This window comes from Rhodoferax sp. PAMC 29310 (assembly GCF_017948265.1).
In the GTDB taxonomy this organism is placed as follows: domain Bacteria; phylum Pseudomonadota; class Gammaproteobacteria; order Burkholderiales; family Burkholderiaceae_C; genus Rhodoferax.
The window spans coordinates 879,904-896,846 of sequence record NZ_CP072852.1 but is presented as its reverse complement, the minus strand read 5'-3'; the positions used below and the strand labels follow the sequence as shown (position 1 = coordinate 896,846).

Below are 16,943 nucleotides of genomic sequence, written 5' to 3'. Positions count from 1 at the left end.
TTTCCAATGGAAAACCCTAGCCCCATTTGACTCACATCAACTCTTTGCCACATTCCTTAAGAATCCTTAAGAATTCGCTCCCCTTCAGACTCGATATCTTCGAATTGACCCCGATATATTGCCCACCACAAACCGCCGATGATGAAAAAAACCAGAATCACCGAAAGCGGGATCAGCAAATACAAAATGTCCATTAACTGACTCCTTGCAATTCCGCCTTCGACGAAAGGCGCAACGCGTTAAGAACGACCAGCAGCGAACTCAAGGCCATCCCCAAGCCGGCCAGCCATGCCGGCAAAAACCCAAAGACCGCCAAAGGCACGCACACCGCGTTATAGATCGCGGCCCATACGAGGTTTTGACGAACCACTTGCAAGGTGCGCCGTGCCAGTTTCACCGTCGCGACGACGGTCGTCAACTGTTCTCCCAAAATCACAAAATCTGATTGCGCTTGCGCAAGCGGCACCGCTTGACCAAAGGAGAAAGATACATGGGCGCCAGCCAACGCCGGCCCGTCATTCAGCCCATCTCCCACCACGGCCACGCGACCGCCACGTTGCTGCGCCGACTTCAAAAATGCCAGCTTGTCTTGCGGCGAACAACCGCCGCGAAAATTGGCAATGCCAACCGCAGACGCCACCCTGGCGACTGCCTCATTCCCGTCGCCGGATAGGAGTTGAACGGCGATGCCCTGTTGCGCCAACCACTGAACGGTTGCGAGCGCATCGGCTCGAATATCTTCATGCAGTTCAAACGTGGCCAGCCAGCCATGCTGATCACTGAGGCAGGCATGCAAAGAGCTGGAAGCTGGCGACTGAACGCCACAAAACTCGGCAGACCCCAAACGCAGAGCGCGGGGCGACTCGCTGCTTCCTTTCCGAGAGATTTGACCGGAGACACCCTGCCCCGCTTGCTCCGTCACTTGGCTGGCGGACCAAGCCAAGACTGCTGAACTTCCACCCGCCGCGCCCAGCAGCGCCCTAGACACGGGGTGTAACGAGTTTTGCCCCAGAGTCGCGGCCAGCGCCAGCGCGTCTGACACCGAGGTGCCTTCGCGGACCCTCACCTCACCCAACACCATGGCGTCGCGCGTCAAGGTGCCCGTTTTGTCAAACAACACAGTGTCAATGGAGGCCAGTGCCTCAAAGGCCTCCAGCCGCCTGACCAAGACGCCTCTTTTGGCCAGAGCGCCGGCCGAGGCCAGCATTGCCGCCGGCGTGGCCAATGACAAGGCGCAAGGGCACGTCACGATAAGCACAGCGACCGCTACCATCAGTGCGTGGCCGGGATCACTCGGCCACCAATACAAACAGGCCAGGCCTGCCGCGATCAAAACGGCAATCAAAAACGGTTTGGCCACCCGGTCCGCCAACCTGGCAATGGGCGGCTTGGAGACTGAGGCGCTCTCCATCAAAGCAACGATCTGAGCAAACCGGGTTTGCTCACCGACGCCATCGACCCGAACCTGAACCACACTGGACAGGTTGTGGCTGCCCGCAATCACCGCGCCGCCAACACCGCGCGCCATGGGACGAGATTCGCCCGTCAGCAGAGCTTCGTCCACCGTGGTCTCGCCTTGCAACACCACGCCGTCCGCAGGAAACGATTCGCCAGGCAGGATTCGAATCACATCACCGGCCATTAGGCGGCGAACCGGCACCCGCTCAAATTCGCCATTGGGAAGTTGCCGCGGCACACTGTCAGGAAGACGATTCATCAGCGCCTCCAGCGCGCCCGCTGTGCGGTCCCTCAGCCGAAGTTCCAACCAGCGCCCGGTCAGCAAAAAGAACACAAACATGGTCAGCGAGTCAAAGTACACCTCTCGCCCAAACACGCCTTGCGGCTCAAATGTGCCAATGGAGCTGACCACAAAAGTGATGGCCATGCCCAGCGCCACCGGCAAATCCATGCTGACACGCAGGCTCATGACATCGCGAAGTGCGCTGCTAAAAAAAGGCCCGCATGAGAAGAGAATGACAGGCAAGGTCAGTACCCAAGATGCCCAGCGCAGAAGTTGTTCCATCTCGGCCGTCAAATCGCCGGGGGCCGCCACATACGCGGGGTAGGCGTACATCATGACCTGCATCATGCACAGACCGGCCACTGACATGCGCCACAGCGCTTTGCGAGCCTCCGCTTTGCGGCGTTCCCGAGAAAAAGCATCGTTGGCGGGCACAGCCCGGTAGCCCGCAGCACGCACCGCCTGCATCCAGTCAGAGGGTTTCGCTTGTTGAGACGACCACACCACCCGCGCCCGATGACTGCCAGCGCTGACCTCGGCTTTGGCCACACCGGGCACTTTCAGCAAGGCGTCTTCAATGCTCAAAGCGCAAGCGGCGCAGTGCATACCCTCAATCAACAGGTTGGACTCCCACACATCGGTTTGGCCAATGTCGGCCCGACTGAAGGCCGACCACTCAGCAGGGTCGTCCAGCAACTCAAGGACATCGGGTTCCGTCGCGTCCGTCAATTTGCTGGCGGCGCGTGGTGTGATGGCAGCAAGTGACAGCGGGTCGACAGCAGCGGAGTGAACGATTGGCATAGGCATCTAGCGTACTCCAGGGCGCCACCAATTCTCTTGACTTGCATCAAGACGGCGCAACGCCACGGGGGTAAGCTGAAGGCTCAACTCACAGGAAACCAAGCATGTACAAAAAAATTCTTGTTGCAACGGATGGCTCAGCTTTGTCAAAAAAGGCGGTCGCCAACGCCATCGCTCTGGCCTCCTCGCTGGGCGCCGAATTGGTGGCATTGAAGGTGGTGCCCCGCTATCCACAAAGCTATTTTGAAGGTGGACTCGCCCTCCAAGCCGCTGAAGTGGAGCGAGTGGAAGCCCAATGGGCCACCGAAGGTCAAACCATTGTGGACGGCGTCAAAAAAGCCGCTGAGGCCAATGGGGTGAAGGCCAAAGGAATAACCGCCAAGTCTGACGTCGTGTCAGACGCCATCATTGCCGCCGCCAAGAAGCACAAGTGCGATCTGGTGGTGATGGCTTCTCATGGCCGAAAAGGCGTGAAGCGGCTGTTGCTTGGCAGCGAAACCCAGCAGGTGCTCACCCACTCCCACGTGCCAGTTCTGGTAATGCGTTAGTCAGCCGCAGGGGCATATTGCGCGGAGCCTCTGGAAAAAGTTAAAAAACGGGTTTGCGTTTTTGCAGGAACGCCATCACGCCCTCTCGGTGCTCTGCACTGTCAGCGTAGGCATAGGGGTTGGGCGTTTGATTTACTACTAAATCAATAGCCTCTCCCGCAGGCAATACGAGGGCCAAGGGCTGATTTGGCACTCGAATTGTTTGTTTGTTGAGGCGTGCGGCCTGAGGGGCCAGGCTGACAACTCGTTCGGCCAATGCCTGTGCCTGCGCGTTCAGCTGTTCGCCCGCCACTACTTGGCTGAGAAACCCACAGGCCAGCAACTCCGACGGAGAAAACAGCGTCGCAGCCAGCAACATTTGTCGGGCCACGGTGGCCCCGAGCTCACGCGTCACCAAGGCGGCCTCGCGTGGCGCCATGGGGAAACCCAGTTTGGCAATCGGCGCCCCAAACTGAGCCGTGCTGGACGACAAGCGAATGTCACAGCAACTGGCAATCTCCACACCCGCACCCATACAGTTGCCTTCAATCTGGGCGACGATAGGCACATCGCAATCCAACATGGCTTGCAAGCCGCCCCACACTTCATTCTCGTGAAAGTGCCGCAGGCTCTCCTCTTGAAACCGGAAGTCGGCATATTCAGAGATGTCGCCACCCGCGCAAAAATGAGCGCCCTCGCCCTTGATCACCACGCAGCGCACGTCGGCGTTGTGCTGGATCTGCTCAAACACCGTTTTCAACTGCGCCCACATGGCGCGAGACATGGCGTTGAACCGGGCGGGGTGGTCAATGGTGACCACCGATAGGTGCCCGACTTGCGCCGATCGAATCGTCCCGCTCATACAACCTCCGTGAGTGGCGCTCTCATTTGTATAGCTACCTGCGCTTATTCCGCTGAGGCTGGAGCGTTATTTGGTACTGGGTTCTTGCTTGCCAGTCCACCACCACATGGCCATACCACCGACGATCATGGGAATGCACAGCCACTGGCCCATGCTCATGCCCAGTGACAACAATCCCAAATGTGCATCTGGCTCACGGAAAAATTCGGCGATGAAGCGAAACACACCATAACCCAGCAAAAACACGGCAGACACCTGCCCTTGTTTGCGCTCCTTGCGGGCATACAACCACAGCAACACGAAGAGCAACATGCCCTCCAGCAGGAACTGGTAAATCTGTGACGGATGGCGGGGCAAGTTGCCACCATCGCGAAACACCATGCCCCAGGGCAAGTCAGGACTGCTGATGCGGCCCCACAACTCGCCATTGATGAAGTTTCCGACTCGGCCCGCCGCCAATCCAGTGGGCACGCAGGGCGCCACAAAGTCCATCACCTGCAGCCAGGGCCGGTGGCGGGAGCGGGCAAACCAGACCATCGCCAGCAAAACGCCCAGCAAACCGCCATGAAAACTCATGCCACCTTGCCACACTGCGAAGATCTCGAGCGGGTTGGACAAGTAGTACGCCGGCTTATAAAAAAGACAATAGCCGATGCGCCCTCCCAAAATGACGCCCATGACGCCCAGAAACAAAATGTCTTCCACATCCCGCCGGACCCAGGCGCCTTGCCCGGTGATGGATGCAAAAGGCTCATGGCGCAAGCGGCGAAAGCCAAGCAACATAAAGAGCCCAAACGCAGCCAGATACGTCAAGCCATACCAATGAATGGCTATTGGACCCAGTTGCAGGGCGATCGGATTAATTTCAGGATGAATCAGCATGGCCGCCATTGTGCCCGCATGCGCATTGCCCCAAATCAGGGAGATCAACCCAGCTGTTGCTGGGCATAGGTCACAAACCGGTCCAGTGTGGGGCTAACCTGCTGCGCGGCCCAGACCAGACTGGTTTCACAACGTGGCATCGCGTCGCTGGCGCCAAGTGGCCCCTTGCCAGGCGCTTGAACCTCTCGGTAGACCACCCCGGAGCGTTGAAACTGACGCACGCTTTCCGGCACCCAGGCCACGCCCAGTCCGGCCGAGACCAAATTCACAATGGTTTGCATCTGGATGGCCTCTTGCGCGACAGCAGGCAGAAAGCCGGCGCCGTGATAAAGGGCAAAGATACTGTCATACAAGGACGGCGCAATTCGCCGTGGGAAAATTACCAACGGGTCAGTCAACACGTCGGCAAGTCTTAGGGTGGGTTGTGCGGCCATGCCGTGCTGTTCAGGCATCGCCAGCACCAATGGCTCTTGTGTGATGAGGCAGCGCGACAAACCCACCGGGGCGAACCCCGGCGCATGCAGCATAAAACCCGCATCCAGTTCACCCCGCTCCAGGCCCTGCAACTGCATGTCCCCGGTGGCTTCGAGCAAATCGAGCTGCACTTTCGGGTATTGCGCCCGAAAGCCGCGCACCCACTGCGGCAGCAGGGCGAAACCCACAGTGGATACAAAACCCAAACGTAGCCGTCCCACCTCACCCTGCGCGGCAGCGCGAGCCTGCGCGGGCAGCGCCTGTGCCCGTGCCAACAGGTCCAGCACGGTCGGCAACAGCGCCGCGCCCGCAGGGGTCAACTGAACACTGCGCTTGGTGCGGTCAAACAGACGCACGCCCAAGGTTCGCTCCAACTGCACAATGGCCTGGGTCAGCGGGGGCTGCGTCATGTGCAGACGCACCGCCGCCTGTCCGAAATGAAGCGTGTCAGCCACGGCGGCAAATTGACGCCACAACCTCAGTTCAATTAGGTGGTTGGCGGTCGCGCTTGACTGGGAAAGTATCGGTTCAGTCATATGCAGGGGATATTAATACATCTCTAAAAATATATTGGAACAACGAATTGACCACAGGCATACTTGTCGCACGATCCCCTCCCCCATACACAGAGAGCGCCTCATGGACATCAAACCTATTGTTATGAACCCCCGCAGCAAGAACATCACCGAGGGCAAGTCACGTGCACCGAATCGGTCCATGTACTACGCCATGGGTTACGAAGCTGAAGATTTCAAGAAACCCATGATTGGTGTGGCCAATGGTCACAGCACAATCACACCTTGCAACAGCGGCCTGCAAAAACTGGCAGATGCAGCCGTTGAGGGCATTGAGGAAGCTGGCGGCAACGCGCAAACCTTTGGCACGCCCACCATCTCCGACGGCATGGCCATGGGCACCGAAGGCATGAAGTATTCGCTGGTCAGCCGTGAAGTGATCTCTGACTGTATTGAGACCTGCGTGGGCGGCCAATGGATGGACGGCGTGGTCGTCATCGGCGGTTGCGACAAAAACATGCCCGGTGGCCTGATGGGCATGCTGCGCGCCAATGTGCCGTCTATATTTGTCTATGGCGGCACCATTCTGCCCGGCACCTTCCGTGGCAAAGATTTGAACATCGTGAGCGTATTTGAGGCTGTCGGTGAAAACGCCGCCGGCCGCATGAGCGACGAAGACTTGCTCGAGATCGAGCGCCGTGCCATTCCCGGCACCGGTTCCTGTGGTGGCATGTACACCGCCAACACCATGTCGAGTGCGTTTGAGGCCCTGGGCGTCTCGCTGCCCTACTCCAGCACCATGGCCAACCCGCACGACGAAAAAGTCGTATCGGCCAAAGAATCCGCCAAAGTGCTGGTCAACGCCATCAAACTGGACTTGAAGCCACGCGACATCGTGACCCGCAAGTCGATCGAAAACGCAGTGGCTGTGATCATGGCCACCGGTGGCTCGACCAATGCCGTGTTGCACTTCCTGGCCATCGCCCACGCTGCCGGCGTGGAATGGACGATTGACGACTTTGAACGCGTGCGTGTCAAAACCCCCGTGCTGTGCGACCTGAAGCCAAGTGGCAAGTACTTGGCGGTTGACTTGCACCGAGCTGGCGGCATTCCCCAGGTGATGAAAACCTTGCTGTCCGCTGGCCTGCTGCATGGCGATTGCATCACCATCACTGGCGAAACAATTGAGGAAGTGCTGAAGGACGTGCCCGATGCACCCCGCGCTGACCAGGATGTGATTCGCCCCTTGAGCAACCCCATGTACGCGCAAGGTCACCTGGCGATTCTGAAAGGTAATCTGTCCCCCGAAGGCTGTGTGGCCAAGATCACGGGTTTGAAAAACCCCGCAATGACCGGGCCAGCCCGCGTGTTTGATGACGAACAGTCCGCTCTGGCCGCCATTCTGGCCAACAAAATCGTCGCTGGCGACGTGATGGTGTTGCGCTACCTGGGCCCCAAAGGTGGCCCGGGCATGCCCGAAATGCTGGCGCCTACCGGCGCCTTGGTTGGGCAAGGCCTAGGAGAGTCCGTAGGTTTGATTACAGACGGCCGCTTTTCAGGCGGTACCTGGGGCATGGTCGTCGGCCACGTGGCACCCGAAGCGGCGGCGGGCGGCCTGATTGCATTGATCAACGACGGTGACTCCATCACCATTGATTCAAACAAGTTACTGCTGCAATTGAACGTGAACGAGGAAGAAATTGCGAAGCGCCGTTCCACTTGGGTGGCCCCCAAGCCACGCTACACCCGGGGTGTGCAGGCCAAATTTGCCTTCAACGCCTCGTCTGCCAGCAATGGCGCGGTGCTGGACAACTATTGAGCAAAAAAGAGTGGCTAAATGCCGCTCCATCTTTCTAAAGCGGCGCCTAGCGCCGCTTTTTCTTTTGTGGGCCCAAACCCATGGCCTCCCGGTTGCTGTCAATGCGAACCTGCTTGCGGAGGTTTTCGCGCTCCATTACCTTTCGCTTGGTGTAGCCCGACCAGTCCGCCCAGGACCACCAGGCAATGGCCAGTCCAAACGGAGCCAGAACGACCCACCACTCCCACGCAGCGACAGGATCGACCTCCAAATACTTCAGCGCAATAAAAAGCAATCCCAAACCCAACAAATACATACATCTCTCCTGTTGTTTTGAGGGCACTTAATTTGGCCCACTCTCACCCCAATCGATACAATCAGTCCGATCGACTGTACCTGAACCGAAAGGAAAGAATCTATGAAACTCGCTCTTTTAGCCTTCGTTGCCGCCTCCTCCTTGGCCGCTCCCGTCATGGCGGATCAGGCACTCGCCACAAAAAACAACTGCATGGCTTGCCACGCGGTTGACAAGAAGCTGGTTGGACCCGCGTTCAAAGAAATCGCCAAAAAATATGCCGGTCAAAAAGACGCTGAAGCGATGCTCGTCGCCAAGGTCATGAAAGGCGGCTCTGGCGTTTGGGGTGCCATTCCAATGCCTGCCAATACGCAACTCAAAGATGCGGACGCCAAGACGCTGGTGGAATGGGTTTTGGCTCAGAAGTAATTTGACGCCATCTTGCCCCCTGTTATTCGCAGGGCGACGGCAAAAGAAAAGCCCGCAAATGCGGGCTTTTCTTTTGCCATGGCCTCAACCTCATTTGGCGCTCCTGCTTACAGGAGGCGCAAAATGAGGTTTGACCGATCAGTAGGTTTGACCGAGCTGATCCAGAATGGCCGGATTCTCCAGGGTGGAGGTGTCTTGGGTAATTGACTCCCCCTTCGCCAGCGAGCGCAACAGACGACGCATGATTTTTCCAGACCGGGTTTTTGGCAGGTTTTCACCAAAACGAATGTCTTTCGGTTTCGCAATCGGTCCGATTTCTTTGGCCACCCAATCACGCAACTCTTTGGCGATCGCCTTGGCCTCGTCGCCAGTAGGGCAAGGACGCTTCAACACCACGAACGCGCAAATCGCCTCGCCGGTCAGGTCATCGGGCCGTCCCACAACGGCGGCCTCAGCAACCAAGTCAGACTTGGCAACCAGTGCAGATTCGATTTCCATCGTGCCCATGCGGTGTCCGGACACGTTCAGCACATCGTCAATGCGACCCGTGATCCTGAAGTAGCCGCGGTCTTCACTTCGCACGGCGCCATCACCGGCCAGGTAAACATTCCCGCCCAGCTCTGCAGGGAAGTAGCTCTTCTTGAAGCGCTCAGGGTCATTCCAGATATTGCGAATCATGGAAGGCCAAGGGCGCTTGATCACCAGCAGACCGCCTGAGCCGTTGGGCACATCATTGCCCGCCTCGTCCACGATGGCCGCCATGATGCCCGGCAAGGGCAAGGTGCAGCTTCCTGGCACCAAGGGAGTCGCGCCTGGCAAGGGGGTGATCATGTGCCCACCAGTCTCTGTCTGCCAAAAGGTGTCAACGATAGGGCAGCGCTCTCCACCAATGTTTTTGTAGTACCACATCCAGGCTTCAGGATTGATCGGCTCACCGACCGAACCCAAAATTCGCAAGCTGCTCAGGTCAGATCGCGCTGGGTGAACCTTTTCATCACTTTCCGCTGCCTTGATCAGCGAGCGAATGGCCGTGGGCGCCGTGTAGAAAATTGTGCACTTGTGGCGCTCAATCATTTGCCAGAACCGCCCTGCATTGGGGTAGGTAGGAATGCCTTCAAAAATAATTTGAGTCGCGCCAGCCGCCAACGGACCATAGGCGACGTAGGCATGACCGGTGATCCAGCCAATGTCGGCCGTGCACCAGAACACATCGTCGGCTTTCAGATCAAATGTCCAGTCCATGGTCAGCTTGGACCACAACAGGAATCCACCGGTGGCGTGCTGAACACCCTTTGGTTTGCCAGTTGATCCAGAGGTAAACAGAATAAACAGCGGGTGCTCTGCCCCGACCGGAACAGGCGCGCACTCGGTACTTTGACCTTGCAAGGCCTCAGAAAAGGTCACATCCCGACCCGCCACCATATTGCAAGGCGATGACGTGCGCTCAAACACAAATACCGTTTTCACGGACTCGCAGCCGCCGAGGCCCAAGCCTTCGTCAACGATGGCCTTCAGTGGCAGTTGTTTGCCGCCTCGCATCTGGAAATTAGAGGTGATCACGGCGACTGCGCCGGCATCAATGATTCGTTCCTGCAACGCTTTGGAAGAAAACCCACCGAAAACCACACTGTGGGTTGCGCCAATGCGGGCGCAGGCCTGCATCGCGATCACACCCTCTAGCGTCATCGGCATATAAACCAGTACACGGTCGCCCTTTTGTACGCCCTTCCCCTTGAGTGCGTTGGCAAACTGGCTTACTTTGGCCAGCAACTCCTTGTAGCTGGTCTTGGTGACAGTACCGTCATCGGCCTCAAAGATGACCGCCGTCTTGTTCTCATTGGGCGTGCCCATGTGCTTGTCCAGGCAATTTGCCGATGCATTGAGTTCGCCATCTTCAAACCACTTGTAGAACGGTGCGTTGGACTCATCCAGTGTCTGGGTGAACGGCTTGTTCCACACCACGTTTTCGCGCGCCAAGCGGGCCCAAAAACCTTCAAAGTCTTTCTCTGCTTCAGCGCACAAGGCGTTGTAGCCGGCCATGCCCGAAATACGAGCCGCTTTGACGATGCTCTCGCTTGGCGGAAAAACGCGGTTTTCAACCAATACGGACTCAATAGCGGATGGTGATGTACTCATGGATGTCGCTCCTCTTGTTAAATTGAATTCAGGTCAACTGTCAAGCTTGGCACTTACAAGCCACTGACTACCTCATGCGCCCGCACCGGATGTATCGGCAGGTAAAAAGCAGACTCTACAATCAGCCGCAACCTTTGACCCTGTGACGCCCCATGACTGAAAAAAATACACAAACCTCGACGCCACTTCGTCCTATTCCCAGCTTTATCTTTGCGAGCCGCTGGCTTCAGCTGCCGCTTTACATCGGACTGATTGCGGCCCAGGGGGTCTATGTGTACCACTTCTGGGTTGAACTCGTTCACTTGCTGGAGGCCGTGTTTGGCAATCAAACGGCACTGCAAGCGCTAGTGACCAGCATTGGTTATAAATCTGACGTGGCCATCACCTCTCTGAATGAAACCGTCATCATGCTGGTTGTTCTGGCGTTGATTGACGTCGTCATGATCTCCAACCTGCTCATCATGGTGATCGTGGGTGGCTACGAAACCTTCGTCAGCCGCATGGACCTGCAAGGCCATCGTGACCAACCTGAATGGCTGAGTCATGTCAATGCCTCCGTCCTTAAAGTGAAGCTGGGCACTGCGATCATCGGGATCAGCTCCATTCACTTGCTGAAGACCTTTATCAATGCCGCCAACTATGATGAAAAGGTGTTGATTGCCCAAACCGCGATTCACATTACCTTTTTGCTCTCCGCCATCGCCATCGCTTACACCGATCGATTGATGCAGCGCGACCACGGCGCCCGTTGAGGCCTGTTGTCAAGATTGACCTGGGGCACGTCGACTTAGCATGTCGCCCCTTTTGACCGGATAACACCACGTGCTACTGATCATCATTTTTCTGCCGCTTCTTGCTGGCACCCTTTTGACAGCCTGGTCCGGCGCTGTGCCCTCCAACGGTTACCGGCGCCGAACTGCGTGGCTCGCGGGTGCTGTCGCAGCCACCAGCCTGGGGTTGCTACTCATGCAGGCTCCGGCCGTCATGGCGGGAGAAACAGTTCGCCTTTTTGTGGAATGGGTGCCCGAAATCGGGATGAACCTGGGACTGAGGCTGGACGGACTGTCCCTCATGTTTGCCATGTTGATCACTGGCATGGGGCTTTTGATCATTGTGTATGCCGATAGTTACCTCGGAAAAAATGACCCAGTTGGCAAGTTTTACAGCACCTTGATGCTGTTCATGGCCGCCATGCTTGGCATTGTGCTGTCTGACAATCTGCTGCTCATGATGGTGTTTTGGGAACTCACCAGCATTTCTTCGTTTTTGCTCGTGGGGTACTGGAATCATCGGGCGGACGCCCGAGACGGCGCCCGGATGGCACTCACCATCACCGGTGGCGGTGGTTTGGCCATGCTTGGTGGCTTCGTTTTGCTGGGGCAAATCGCGGGAACCTATGAAATCAGTGACATGATGGCCAATGCGGCGTCCATTCAAGCTGACGCCAACTACCCCATCGCCTTGCTCCTGATTTTGGTAGGCTGCTTCACGAAAAGCGCGCAGTTCCCCTTCCACTTTTGGCTACCGCAAGCCATGGCCGCCCCCACTCCAGTGTCTGCCTACCTGCATTCAGCCACCATGGTGAAGGCGGGCATTTTCTTGTTGGCACGTCTGACACCCGTGATTGGTGGTACGGAGTTGTTCACTGGCATCGTGACCACCACCGGCTTGGTGACCGTTGCATTTGCCGCGTTTATTGCCCTGTTTCGGCAAGACCTCAAAGGTTTGCTGGCGTATTCCACGATCAGCCACCTCGGTCTCATCACGTTTCTTATTGGGCTGGGATCGCCGCTTGCCGCCGTCGCGGCCATCTTCCACATCCTGAACCACGCCACCTTCAAGGCCGCGCTGTTCATGACTGCGGGCATCATTGACCATGAAACCGGTACCCGGGACATGCGCAAATTGGGCGGGCTTTGGCGCCTGATGCCCTGGACCGCCACGCTGGCCATGGCCGCAACTGCCGCCATGGCGGGCGTCCCACTTTTCAATGGATTTTTGTCGAAAGAAATGTTTTTGACCGAGGCCGTGATTTTTGCGCAGGCTGGTGGCTGGCGTTGGGTGGTGCCTGCGGTCGCCACCTTTGCGGCACTTTGCAGCGTCGCCTACTCGGTGCGTTTGGTACACGACATTTTCTTCAACGGCCCTGCGCGCGATTTGCCCATTGCACACCCGCACGAGCCACCAATGGGCATGAAGGCACCAGTCATTCTGCTAGCGACCTTGTGTGTGGTGGTGGGACTGTTGCCCGCTTTGACACTTGGCCCACTGGTACTGGTGGCATCAACTGCCATGCTGGGCCATGCGCCCCCAGAGTTCCAGTTGGCAATTTGGCACGGCTTCAATCTGCCACTGCTGCTCAGTGTGGTGGCTTTGGCAGGCGGCGCGCTCCTCTACTTTCGGGTCAATCGTGGCAATCGATTGCACCGACTGGATATCGAGCGCTGGTTTGGGCCCTTCACGGGACCAAATGTGTTTTGGCGCTCTTCTGACAGTTTGTTTGGCGGCGCAGGGCGGCTGACCGCCCTGCTTGAGATTGGATCACTGCAACGGTACGTCGCCTGGATGCTGATCGCGAGCATGGTGGTGGCAATCTCCAGCCTCTTGACTGGCGAAATGCCCCAAACCGGCTCTCGCGAACTACTCCCCGTCACTTTGCCCGCGCTGGTGCTTTGGGGGCTGATGCTGCTGGCGAGCGGATGGCTCGCGCTGCGCCATCACGATCGCTTGCAGTCCGTCGTGCTTGCGGGCGTCATCGGTCTGGTCACTGCTCTGACCTTTGTCGGCTTTTCCGCCCCTGATCTCGCACTGACGCAACTCAGCGTTGAAGTCGTGTCCACGGTGTTGCTACTAATGGGGCTCGCCCTTTTGCCAGCTCAAACCCCCATGGAGTCGTCCTCGGCTCGAAAACTGCGTGACGGCTCACTGGCGCTCGTTGGTGGTGCCGGCATGGCGTGGCTGACCTGGATGATGCTCACCCGCGACCATGACTCCATTGCCTGGTATTTCCTGAACCAGTCGGCCATTGCGGGCGGCGGCACCAACGTGGTCAACGTCATTTTGGTCGACTTCCGGGGCTACGACACCTTTGGGGAAATCACCGTACTCGGCATTGCCGCCATCGGCGTTCTGGCCTTGATGGACGGCATGCGCACCCGCCGTCCCGGCGGCGACGATAGGGGTCGCTCCTGGACGTTTGCAAGCCAGCCGCTCATGTTGCGCGTCGCGGCTCGTGTCGTGTTGCCCCTGGCCCTGGTTGTCACGCTCTACATCTTCATGCGTGGTCACAACATGCCAGGTGGCGGCTTTATCGCTGGACTGATCACGGCCGTGGCCTTGGTACTGCAGTACATGGCCATGGGCCAGACCCGGGCAGAAGTTTTACTCCACGCAGCGGGCGGGCGACGCTTTGTTCGCTGGATTGGAACTGGGCTGGCCATTGCAGGGCTGACCGGCGCGGGGGCTTTTTTGCTGGGGCAACCATTCCTGACCAGCGCGCACGGTCACCCGTATGTCCCCTTTCTGGGTAACTTGCCGCTTGCGACAGCGGCGCTGTTTGATTTAGGCGTTTACATCACGGTGGTTGGTGCCACATTGCTGACCATTGCAACCCTGGGGGCCGTGAGTCGTGCCCCCAACGTGGCGCCGCGCAAGAAGAAGCTGAAGGGAGCACAGGCATGAGTCTGGAATTTTTGGTGGCTACCGGCATTGGTGCCGTCACAGCCAGCGGTATTTACTTGGTCTTGCGGGGCCGCACCTGGCCAGTGGTCATTGGTCTGAGTCTGTTGGGCTACGCCGTGAATCTGTTCATTTTCGCGATGGGCCGCCTGTGGCAGGACGCGGCGCCCATTCTTACCGCGACGGGTCAGGTGGCTGACCCACTTCCCCAAGCCTTGGTTTTGACCGCCATCGTCATTGGTTTTGCCACCACCGGCTTTGTCATCGAACTGGCATTGCGCAGCCGACACGAGAGCGGCACCGACCATGTGGATGGATTTGAGCCTAGCAGCACGACGCCAAACGCTGTTGAGGACGTCAAATGAGCGATTTCGTGAGTCATTTTTTCGCCAGCCATTTGTCTGTGCTGCCGGTTCTGCTTCCCTTGTTCACAGCCGCGACTTTGCTTCTCATGGGCGACGGCGGCGGCCAAGCCAGTCATGGTGGCGCCAAACTTCGCTACAGCCGATTGCTCAGCCTGACCTCGGCCCTGATCGGCGCTTTGCTGGCATGGAAGCTGATGTCCAACGCCTCGACAGGAACTCTGTCCGTTTACCCGTTGGGTGGCTGGTCTGCTCCCTTTGGGATTGTCCTGGTGGTTGACCGCCTGAGCGCGATGATGTTGGCCCTGACCTGGACCATTGCCGTGCCTGTGCTCTGGTACGCCACGGGCGGCTGGGACTCGCATGGCCGTTATTTTCACGCGCTGTTTCACTTTCAGCTCATGGGCTTGTCTGGTGCATTTGTGACGGGCGATCTGTTCAATCTCTTCGTGTTTTTCGAAGTGTTATTGATTGCTTCCTACGTCTTGCTAGTCCACGGCCACGGCCGCGAGCGATTCAAAGTGGGATTGCACTACGTGGTTCTAAACCTGGTCGCCTCCGCCCTGTTTCTCATTGGGCTGGCCGTCATCTATGGCGTTGCGGGGACGTTGAACATGGCTGACTTGGCGATTCGCGTGGCTCAGTTGGCACCTCAAGAGGCATCCTTGTTTAAAGCCGGGGCGCTCCTGTTGCTAGTGGTCTTTGGCCTTAAGGCGGCCATCGTCCCACTTTACATGTGGCTGCCCGGCACCTACGCCGCAGCCAGTGCACCAGTGGCGGCCTTGTTTGCAATCATGACCAAGGTCGGTGTCTACAGCATCATCCGAGTGCACGCCGGGATCCTGGGCGAGTCAGCCGGCCACGCGGCTTTGGCGGCGGAGCCGTGGCTGTTGCCGGTGGCGTTGACGACGACCGTGCTGGGCGTCTTTGGGGCGCTGGCATCTCACAGTCTGTCCCGACTGGTGTCTTACCTCACAGTAGCCTCGGTGGGCACCATTTTGGCGGCAGTTGGTCTATTTACACCTGCCGCGATGTCGGCAGCGCTGTACTACATGGTGCACAGCACCTTGGTCATCGCTGCCCTGTTCCTGCTGGTTGAACTCGTGGCCTCGCAACGGGGCGATATAGGCGACCGACTGCAACCATCGACTCCGGTGGCACAACCCATCATGCTGGGTTTGATGACCCTGCTGGGTGCCGCCTCGGTGGCGGGCCTCCCTCCTCTGCCCGGTTTCCTGGGCAAATTGATGGTTCTGCAAAGTGCAGCTGCTACACCTGCACAAGGCTGGGTGTGGGCCGTGGTATTGAGCGCGGGCTTTCTGACACTAATTGGGCTGGCGCGGGCCGGAAGCATTTTGTTCTGGCAAGTGTTGCCCATCAACAATCAAATGAGCAACTCGGGCGGCAGTTGGCGCCTCACCTCTGCCACGCTGGGTCTGCTGGGCCTGAGCCTGGTCTTGGCGACTGGCGCCTCACCACTCAAGCGCTACACCGACGCCGCAGCCGTTCAGTTGGCCGACCACACCGGATATGCGCAAGCTGTGTTGGGCCCCGTCGGTGGCGCTGCGGCCCAAACAACGCGTCCCTACCGGGGCGGCGAAGGCGACGTGAAGCTGCCCCCTCAAGGAGACAAGCCATGATCAAACGGAAGACATCCTGGTTGGGTCATCCCTGGTTGACGGCGCTGTTGGCCAGCAGTTGGTTGCTGCTACAGCACTCCGTTGAACCCGTTCACCTGCTGTCTGCGACCCTTATTGGCATCGTGATACCGCGGCTGCTGCATGACTTTCTGCCCCGCCCGTCGAAGATCAAGCTGAAACCGGCCCTTCGGCTAACACGTTTCGTGCTGTGGGACATTTTGATGTCCAACATTGCTGTCGCCAAGTTGGTGCTGGGGTCCATGTCTCGTCCGCAGCCGGCCTGGGTTCCGGTGCCGCTCGCTTTGACTCACCCCACTGCGATCTCCTTGCTGGCGACCATCATTACAACCACACCGGGAACGGTGTCCTGCAGCATCGACGAAGAACGCAACATGATTTTGGTGCACGCATTGGATTGCAGTGACCCGGCCCAGATGGCCATTGACATCAAGGACCGCTATGAGGTCTTGTTGCTGGCGATTTTCGAAGGCGACCCAAAAATCACAGGAGACACAGCATGACATCCGGCATATTTCTGATCTCCCTGAATATTGCGAGCACCGCCGTGGCCTTGGCGATGATGATGTGCGCGTGGCGCTTGGTCAAAGGGCCCGACATCATCAACCGCATTTTGGCCATCGACACGCTGTACCTCAACGCTGTGGCGCTGGTGGTGTTGATTGGCATCCGCCAGCAATCGGCCATCATGTTTGAAGCCGCCCTGATTGTTGCCATGCTGGGTTTCGCCGCCACAGTGGGCTTGGCCCGCTACCTCACGCGTGGCGACGTCATTGAATAGAAAG

Annotated in this window: 16 protein-coding genes; 9 read left to right on the top strand and 7 right to left on the bottom strand. The window is 58.1% G+C overall.

The window, feature by feature from the left end; all coding sequences use genetic code 11:
* Positions 1-56: 56 nt before the first annotated feature.
* Entirely contained in the window at positions 57-194 is a 138-nt protein-coding gene (gene ccoS / locus J8G15_RS04150; protein WP_210546296.1) for a cbb3-type cytochrome oxidase assembly protein CcoS, read from the bottom strand.
* Positions 194-2,548, bottom strand: coding sequence for a cation-translocating P-type ATPase (locus J8G15_RS04145; protein WP_240538437.1), 2,355 nt, complete (start codon positions 2,546-2,548; stop codon positions 194-196). The genes ccoS and J8G15_RS04145 overlap by 1 nt, the downstream gene beginning before the upstream one ends.
* Positions 2,549-2,646: 98 nt before the next feature.
* Here J8G15_RS04145 and J8G15_RS04140 point away from each other — a divergent pair, with 98 nt between their 5' ends.
* Complete coding sequence (locus J8G15_RS04140) at positions 2,647-3,090, top strand: universal stress protein (RefSeq protein WP_210546295.1); 444 nt, start codon at positions 2,647-2,649, stop codon at positions 3,088-3,090.
* Between the two features lie 40 nt (positions 3,091-3,130).
* Here J8G15_RS04140 and J8G15_RS04135 read toward each other — a convergent pair whose 3' ends face one another.
* The 3 genes from J8G15_RS04135 to J8G15_RS04125 all read right to left on the bottom strand — a co-directional run bounded on the left by J8G15_RS04135 (position 3,131) and on the right by J8G15_RS04125 (position 5,823).
* Positions 3,131-3,931, bottom strand: coding sequence for an enoyl-CoA hydratase/isomerase family protein (locus tag J8G15_RS04135; protein WP_210546294.1), 801 nt, complete (start codon positions 3,929-3,931; stop codon positions 3,131-3,133).
* A 66-nt stretch (positions 3,932-3,997) separates the two neighbouring features.
* Entirely contained in the window at positions 3,998-4,813 is an 816-nt protein-coding gene (lgt, locus tag J8G15_RS04130) for a prolipoprotein diacylglyceryl transferase (RefSeq protein WP_210546293.1), read from the bottom strand.
* Positions 4,814-4,857: 44 nt separating this feature from the next.
* Positions 4,858-5,823 (bottom strand): LysR family transcriptional regulator, encoded by a 966-nt coding sequence (locus tag J8G15_RS04125; RefSeq protein ID WP_210546292.1) that lies wholly within the window; start codon positions 5,821-5,823, stop codon positions 4,858-4,860.
* Positions 5,824-5,926: 103 nt separating this feature from the next.
* Between J8G15_RS04125 and ilvD the strand changes: the two genes are divergently transcribed.
* Positions 5,927-7,621, top strand: coding sequence for a dihydroxy-acid dehydratase (gene ilvD, locus J8G15_RS04120; RefSeq protein WP_210546291.1), 1,695 nt, complete (start codon positions 5,927-5,929; stop codon positions 7,619-7,621).
* A gap of 46 nt (positions 7,622-7,667) precedes the next feature.
* On the opposite strand, the gene J8G15_RS04115 is transcribed toward ilvD, so the two are convergent.
* Positions 7,668-7,916 carry a TIGR04438 family Trp-rich protein gene (locus J8G15_RS04115; RefSeq protein ID WP_210546290.1) on the bottom strand — a complete coding sequence of 83 codons (249 nt, stop codon included), beginning with the start codon at positions 7,914-7,916 and terminating at the stop codon, positions 7,668-7,670.
* Positions 7,917-8,018: 102 nt separating this feature from the next.
* On the opposite strand from J8G15_RS04115, the gene J8G15_RS04110 reads away from it, so the two are divergent.
* Complete coding sequence (locus tag J8G15_RS04110) at positions 8,019-8,324, top strand: c-type cytochrome (RefSeq protein ID WP_210546289.1); 306 nt, start codon at positions 8,019-8,021, stop codon at positions 8,322-8,324.
* A gap of 138 nt (positions 8,325-8,462) precedes the next feature.
* On the opposite strand, the gene acs is transcribed toward J8G15_RS04110, so the two are convergent.
* Positions 8,463-10,460 carry an acetate--CoA ligase gene (gene acs / locus J8G15_RS04105; RefSeq protein ID WP_210546288.1) on the bottom strand — a complete coding sequence of 666 codons (1,998 nt, stop codon included), beginning with the start codon at positions 10,458-10,460 and terminating at the stop codon, positions 8,463-8,465.
* A gap of 152 nt (positions 10,461-10,612) precedes the next feature.
* Between acs and J8G15_RS04100 the strand changes: the two genes are divergently transcribed.
* From J8G15_RS04100 to J8G15_RS04075, 6 genes are all read left to right on the top strand, one after another.
* Positions 10,613-11,212, top strand: coding sequence for a YqhA family protein (locus tag J8G15_RS04100; protein WP_210546287.1), 600 nt, complete (start codon positions 10,613-10,615; stop codon positions 11,210-11,212).
* A 70-nt stretch (positions 11,213-11,282) separates the two neighbouring features.
* A complete protein-coding gene (locus tag J8G15_RS04095; RefSeq protein ID WP_210546286.1) occupies positions 11,283-14,141 on the top strand; it encodes a monovalent cation/H+ antiporter subunit A in 2,859 nt (952 codons plus the stop codon).
* Positions 14,142-14,143: 2 nt separating this feature from the next.
* Positions 14,144-14,503, top strand: a complete 360-nt coding sequence (locus J8G15_RS04090) for a Na+/H+ antiporter subunit C (RefSeq protein ID WP_210547457.1) — start codon at positions 14,144-14,146, stop codon at positions 14,501-14,503.
* Complete coding sequence (locus J8G15_RS04085) at positions 14,500-16,140, top strand: monovalent cation/H+ antiporter subunit D (RefSeq protein ID WP_210546285.1); 1,641 nt, start codon at positions 14,500-14,502, stop codon at positions 16,138-16,140. The genes J8G15_RS04090 and J8G15_RS04085 overlap by 4 nt, the downstream gene beginning before the upstream one ends.
* Positions 16,137-16,661, top strand: coding sequence for a Na+/H+ antiporter subunit E (locus J8G15_RS04080; protein WP_210546284.1), 525 nt, complete (start codon positions 16,137-16,139; stop codon positions 16,659-16,661). The genes J8G15_RS04085 and J8G15_RS04080 overlap by 4 nt, the downstream gene beginning before the upstream one ends.
* Complete coding sequence (locus J8G15_RS04075) at positions 16,658-16,939, top strand: K+/H+ antiporter subunit F (RefSeq protein WP_210546283.1); 282 nt, start codon at positions 16,658-16,660, stop codon at positions 16,937-16,939. Before J8G15_RS04080 ends, J8G15_RS04075 begins: the two co-directional genes overlap by 4 nt.
* Positions 16,940-16,943 lie beyond the last annotated feature (4 nt).

Excerpts from the sequence above, each read along its gene's own strand:
- ccoS (WP_210546296.1), bottom strand. The coding sequence starts at position 194 with ATGGACATTTTGTATTTGCTGATCCCGCTTTCGGTGATTCTGGTTTTT.
- J8G15_RS04145 (WP_240538437.1), bottom strand. The coding sequence starts at position 2,548 with ATGCCTATGCCAATCGTTCACTCCGCTGCTGTCGACCCGCTGTCACTT.
- J8G15_RS04140 (WP_210546295.1), top strand. The coding sequence starts at position 2,647 with ATGTACAAAAAAATTCTTGTTGCAACGGATGGCTCAGCTTTGTCAAAA.
- J8G15_RS04135 (WP_210546294.1), bottom strand. The coding sequence starts at position 3,931 with ATGAGCGGGACGATTCGATCGGCGCAAGTCGGGCACCTATCGGTGGTC.
- lgt (WP_210546293.1), bottom strand. The coding sequence starts at position 4,813 with ATGCTGATTCATCCTGAAATTAATCCGATCGCCCTGCAACTGGGTCCA.
- J8G15_RS04125 (WP_210546292.1), bottom strand. The coding sequence starts at position 5,823 with ATGACTGAACCGATACTTTCCCAGTCAAGCGCGACCGCCAACCACCTA.
- ilvD (WP_210546291.1), top strand. The coding sequence starts at position 5,927 with ATGGACATCAAACCTATTGTTATGAACCCCCGCAGCAAGAACATCACC.
- J8G15_RS04115 (WP_210546290.1), bottom strand. The coding sequence starts at position 7,916 with ATGTATTTGTTGGGTTTGGGATTGCTTTTTATTGCGCTGAAGTATTTG.
- J8G15_RS04110 (WP_210546289.1), top strand. The coding sequence starts at position 8,019 with ATGAAACTCGCTCTTTTAGCCTTCGTTGCCGCCTCCTCCTTGGCCGCT.
- acs (WP_210546288.1), bottom strand. The coding sequence starts at position 10,460 with ATGAGTACATCACCATCCGCTATTGAGTCCGTATTGGTTGAAAACCGC.
- J8G15_RS04100 (WP_210546287.1), top strand. The coding sequence starts at position 10,613 with ATGACTGAAAAAAATACACAAACCTCGACGCCACTTCGTCCTATTCCC.
- J8G15_RS04085 (WP_210546285.1), top strand. The coding sequence starts at position 14,500 with ATGAGCGATTTCGTGAGTCATTTTTTCGCCAGCCATTTGTCTGTGCTG.
- J8G15_RS04080 (WP_210546284.1), top strand. The coding sequence starts at position 16,137 with ATGATCAAACGGAAGACATCCTGGTTGGGTCATCCCTGGTTGACGGCG.
- J8G15_RS04075 (WP_210546283.1), top strand. The coding sequence starts at position 16,658 with ATGACATCCGGCATATTTCTGATCTCCCTGAATATTGCGAGCACCGCC.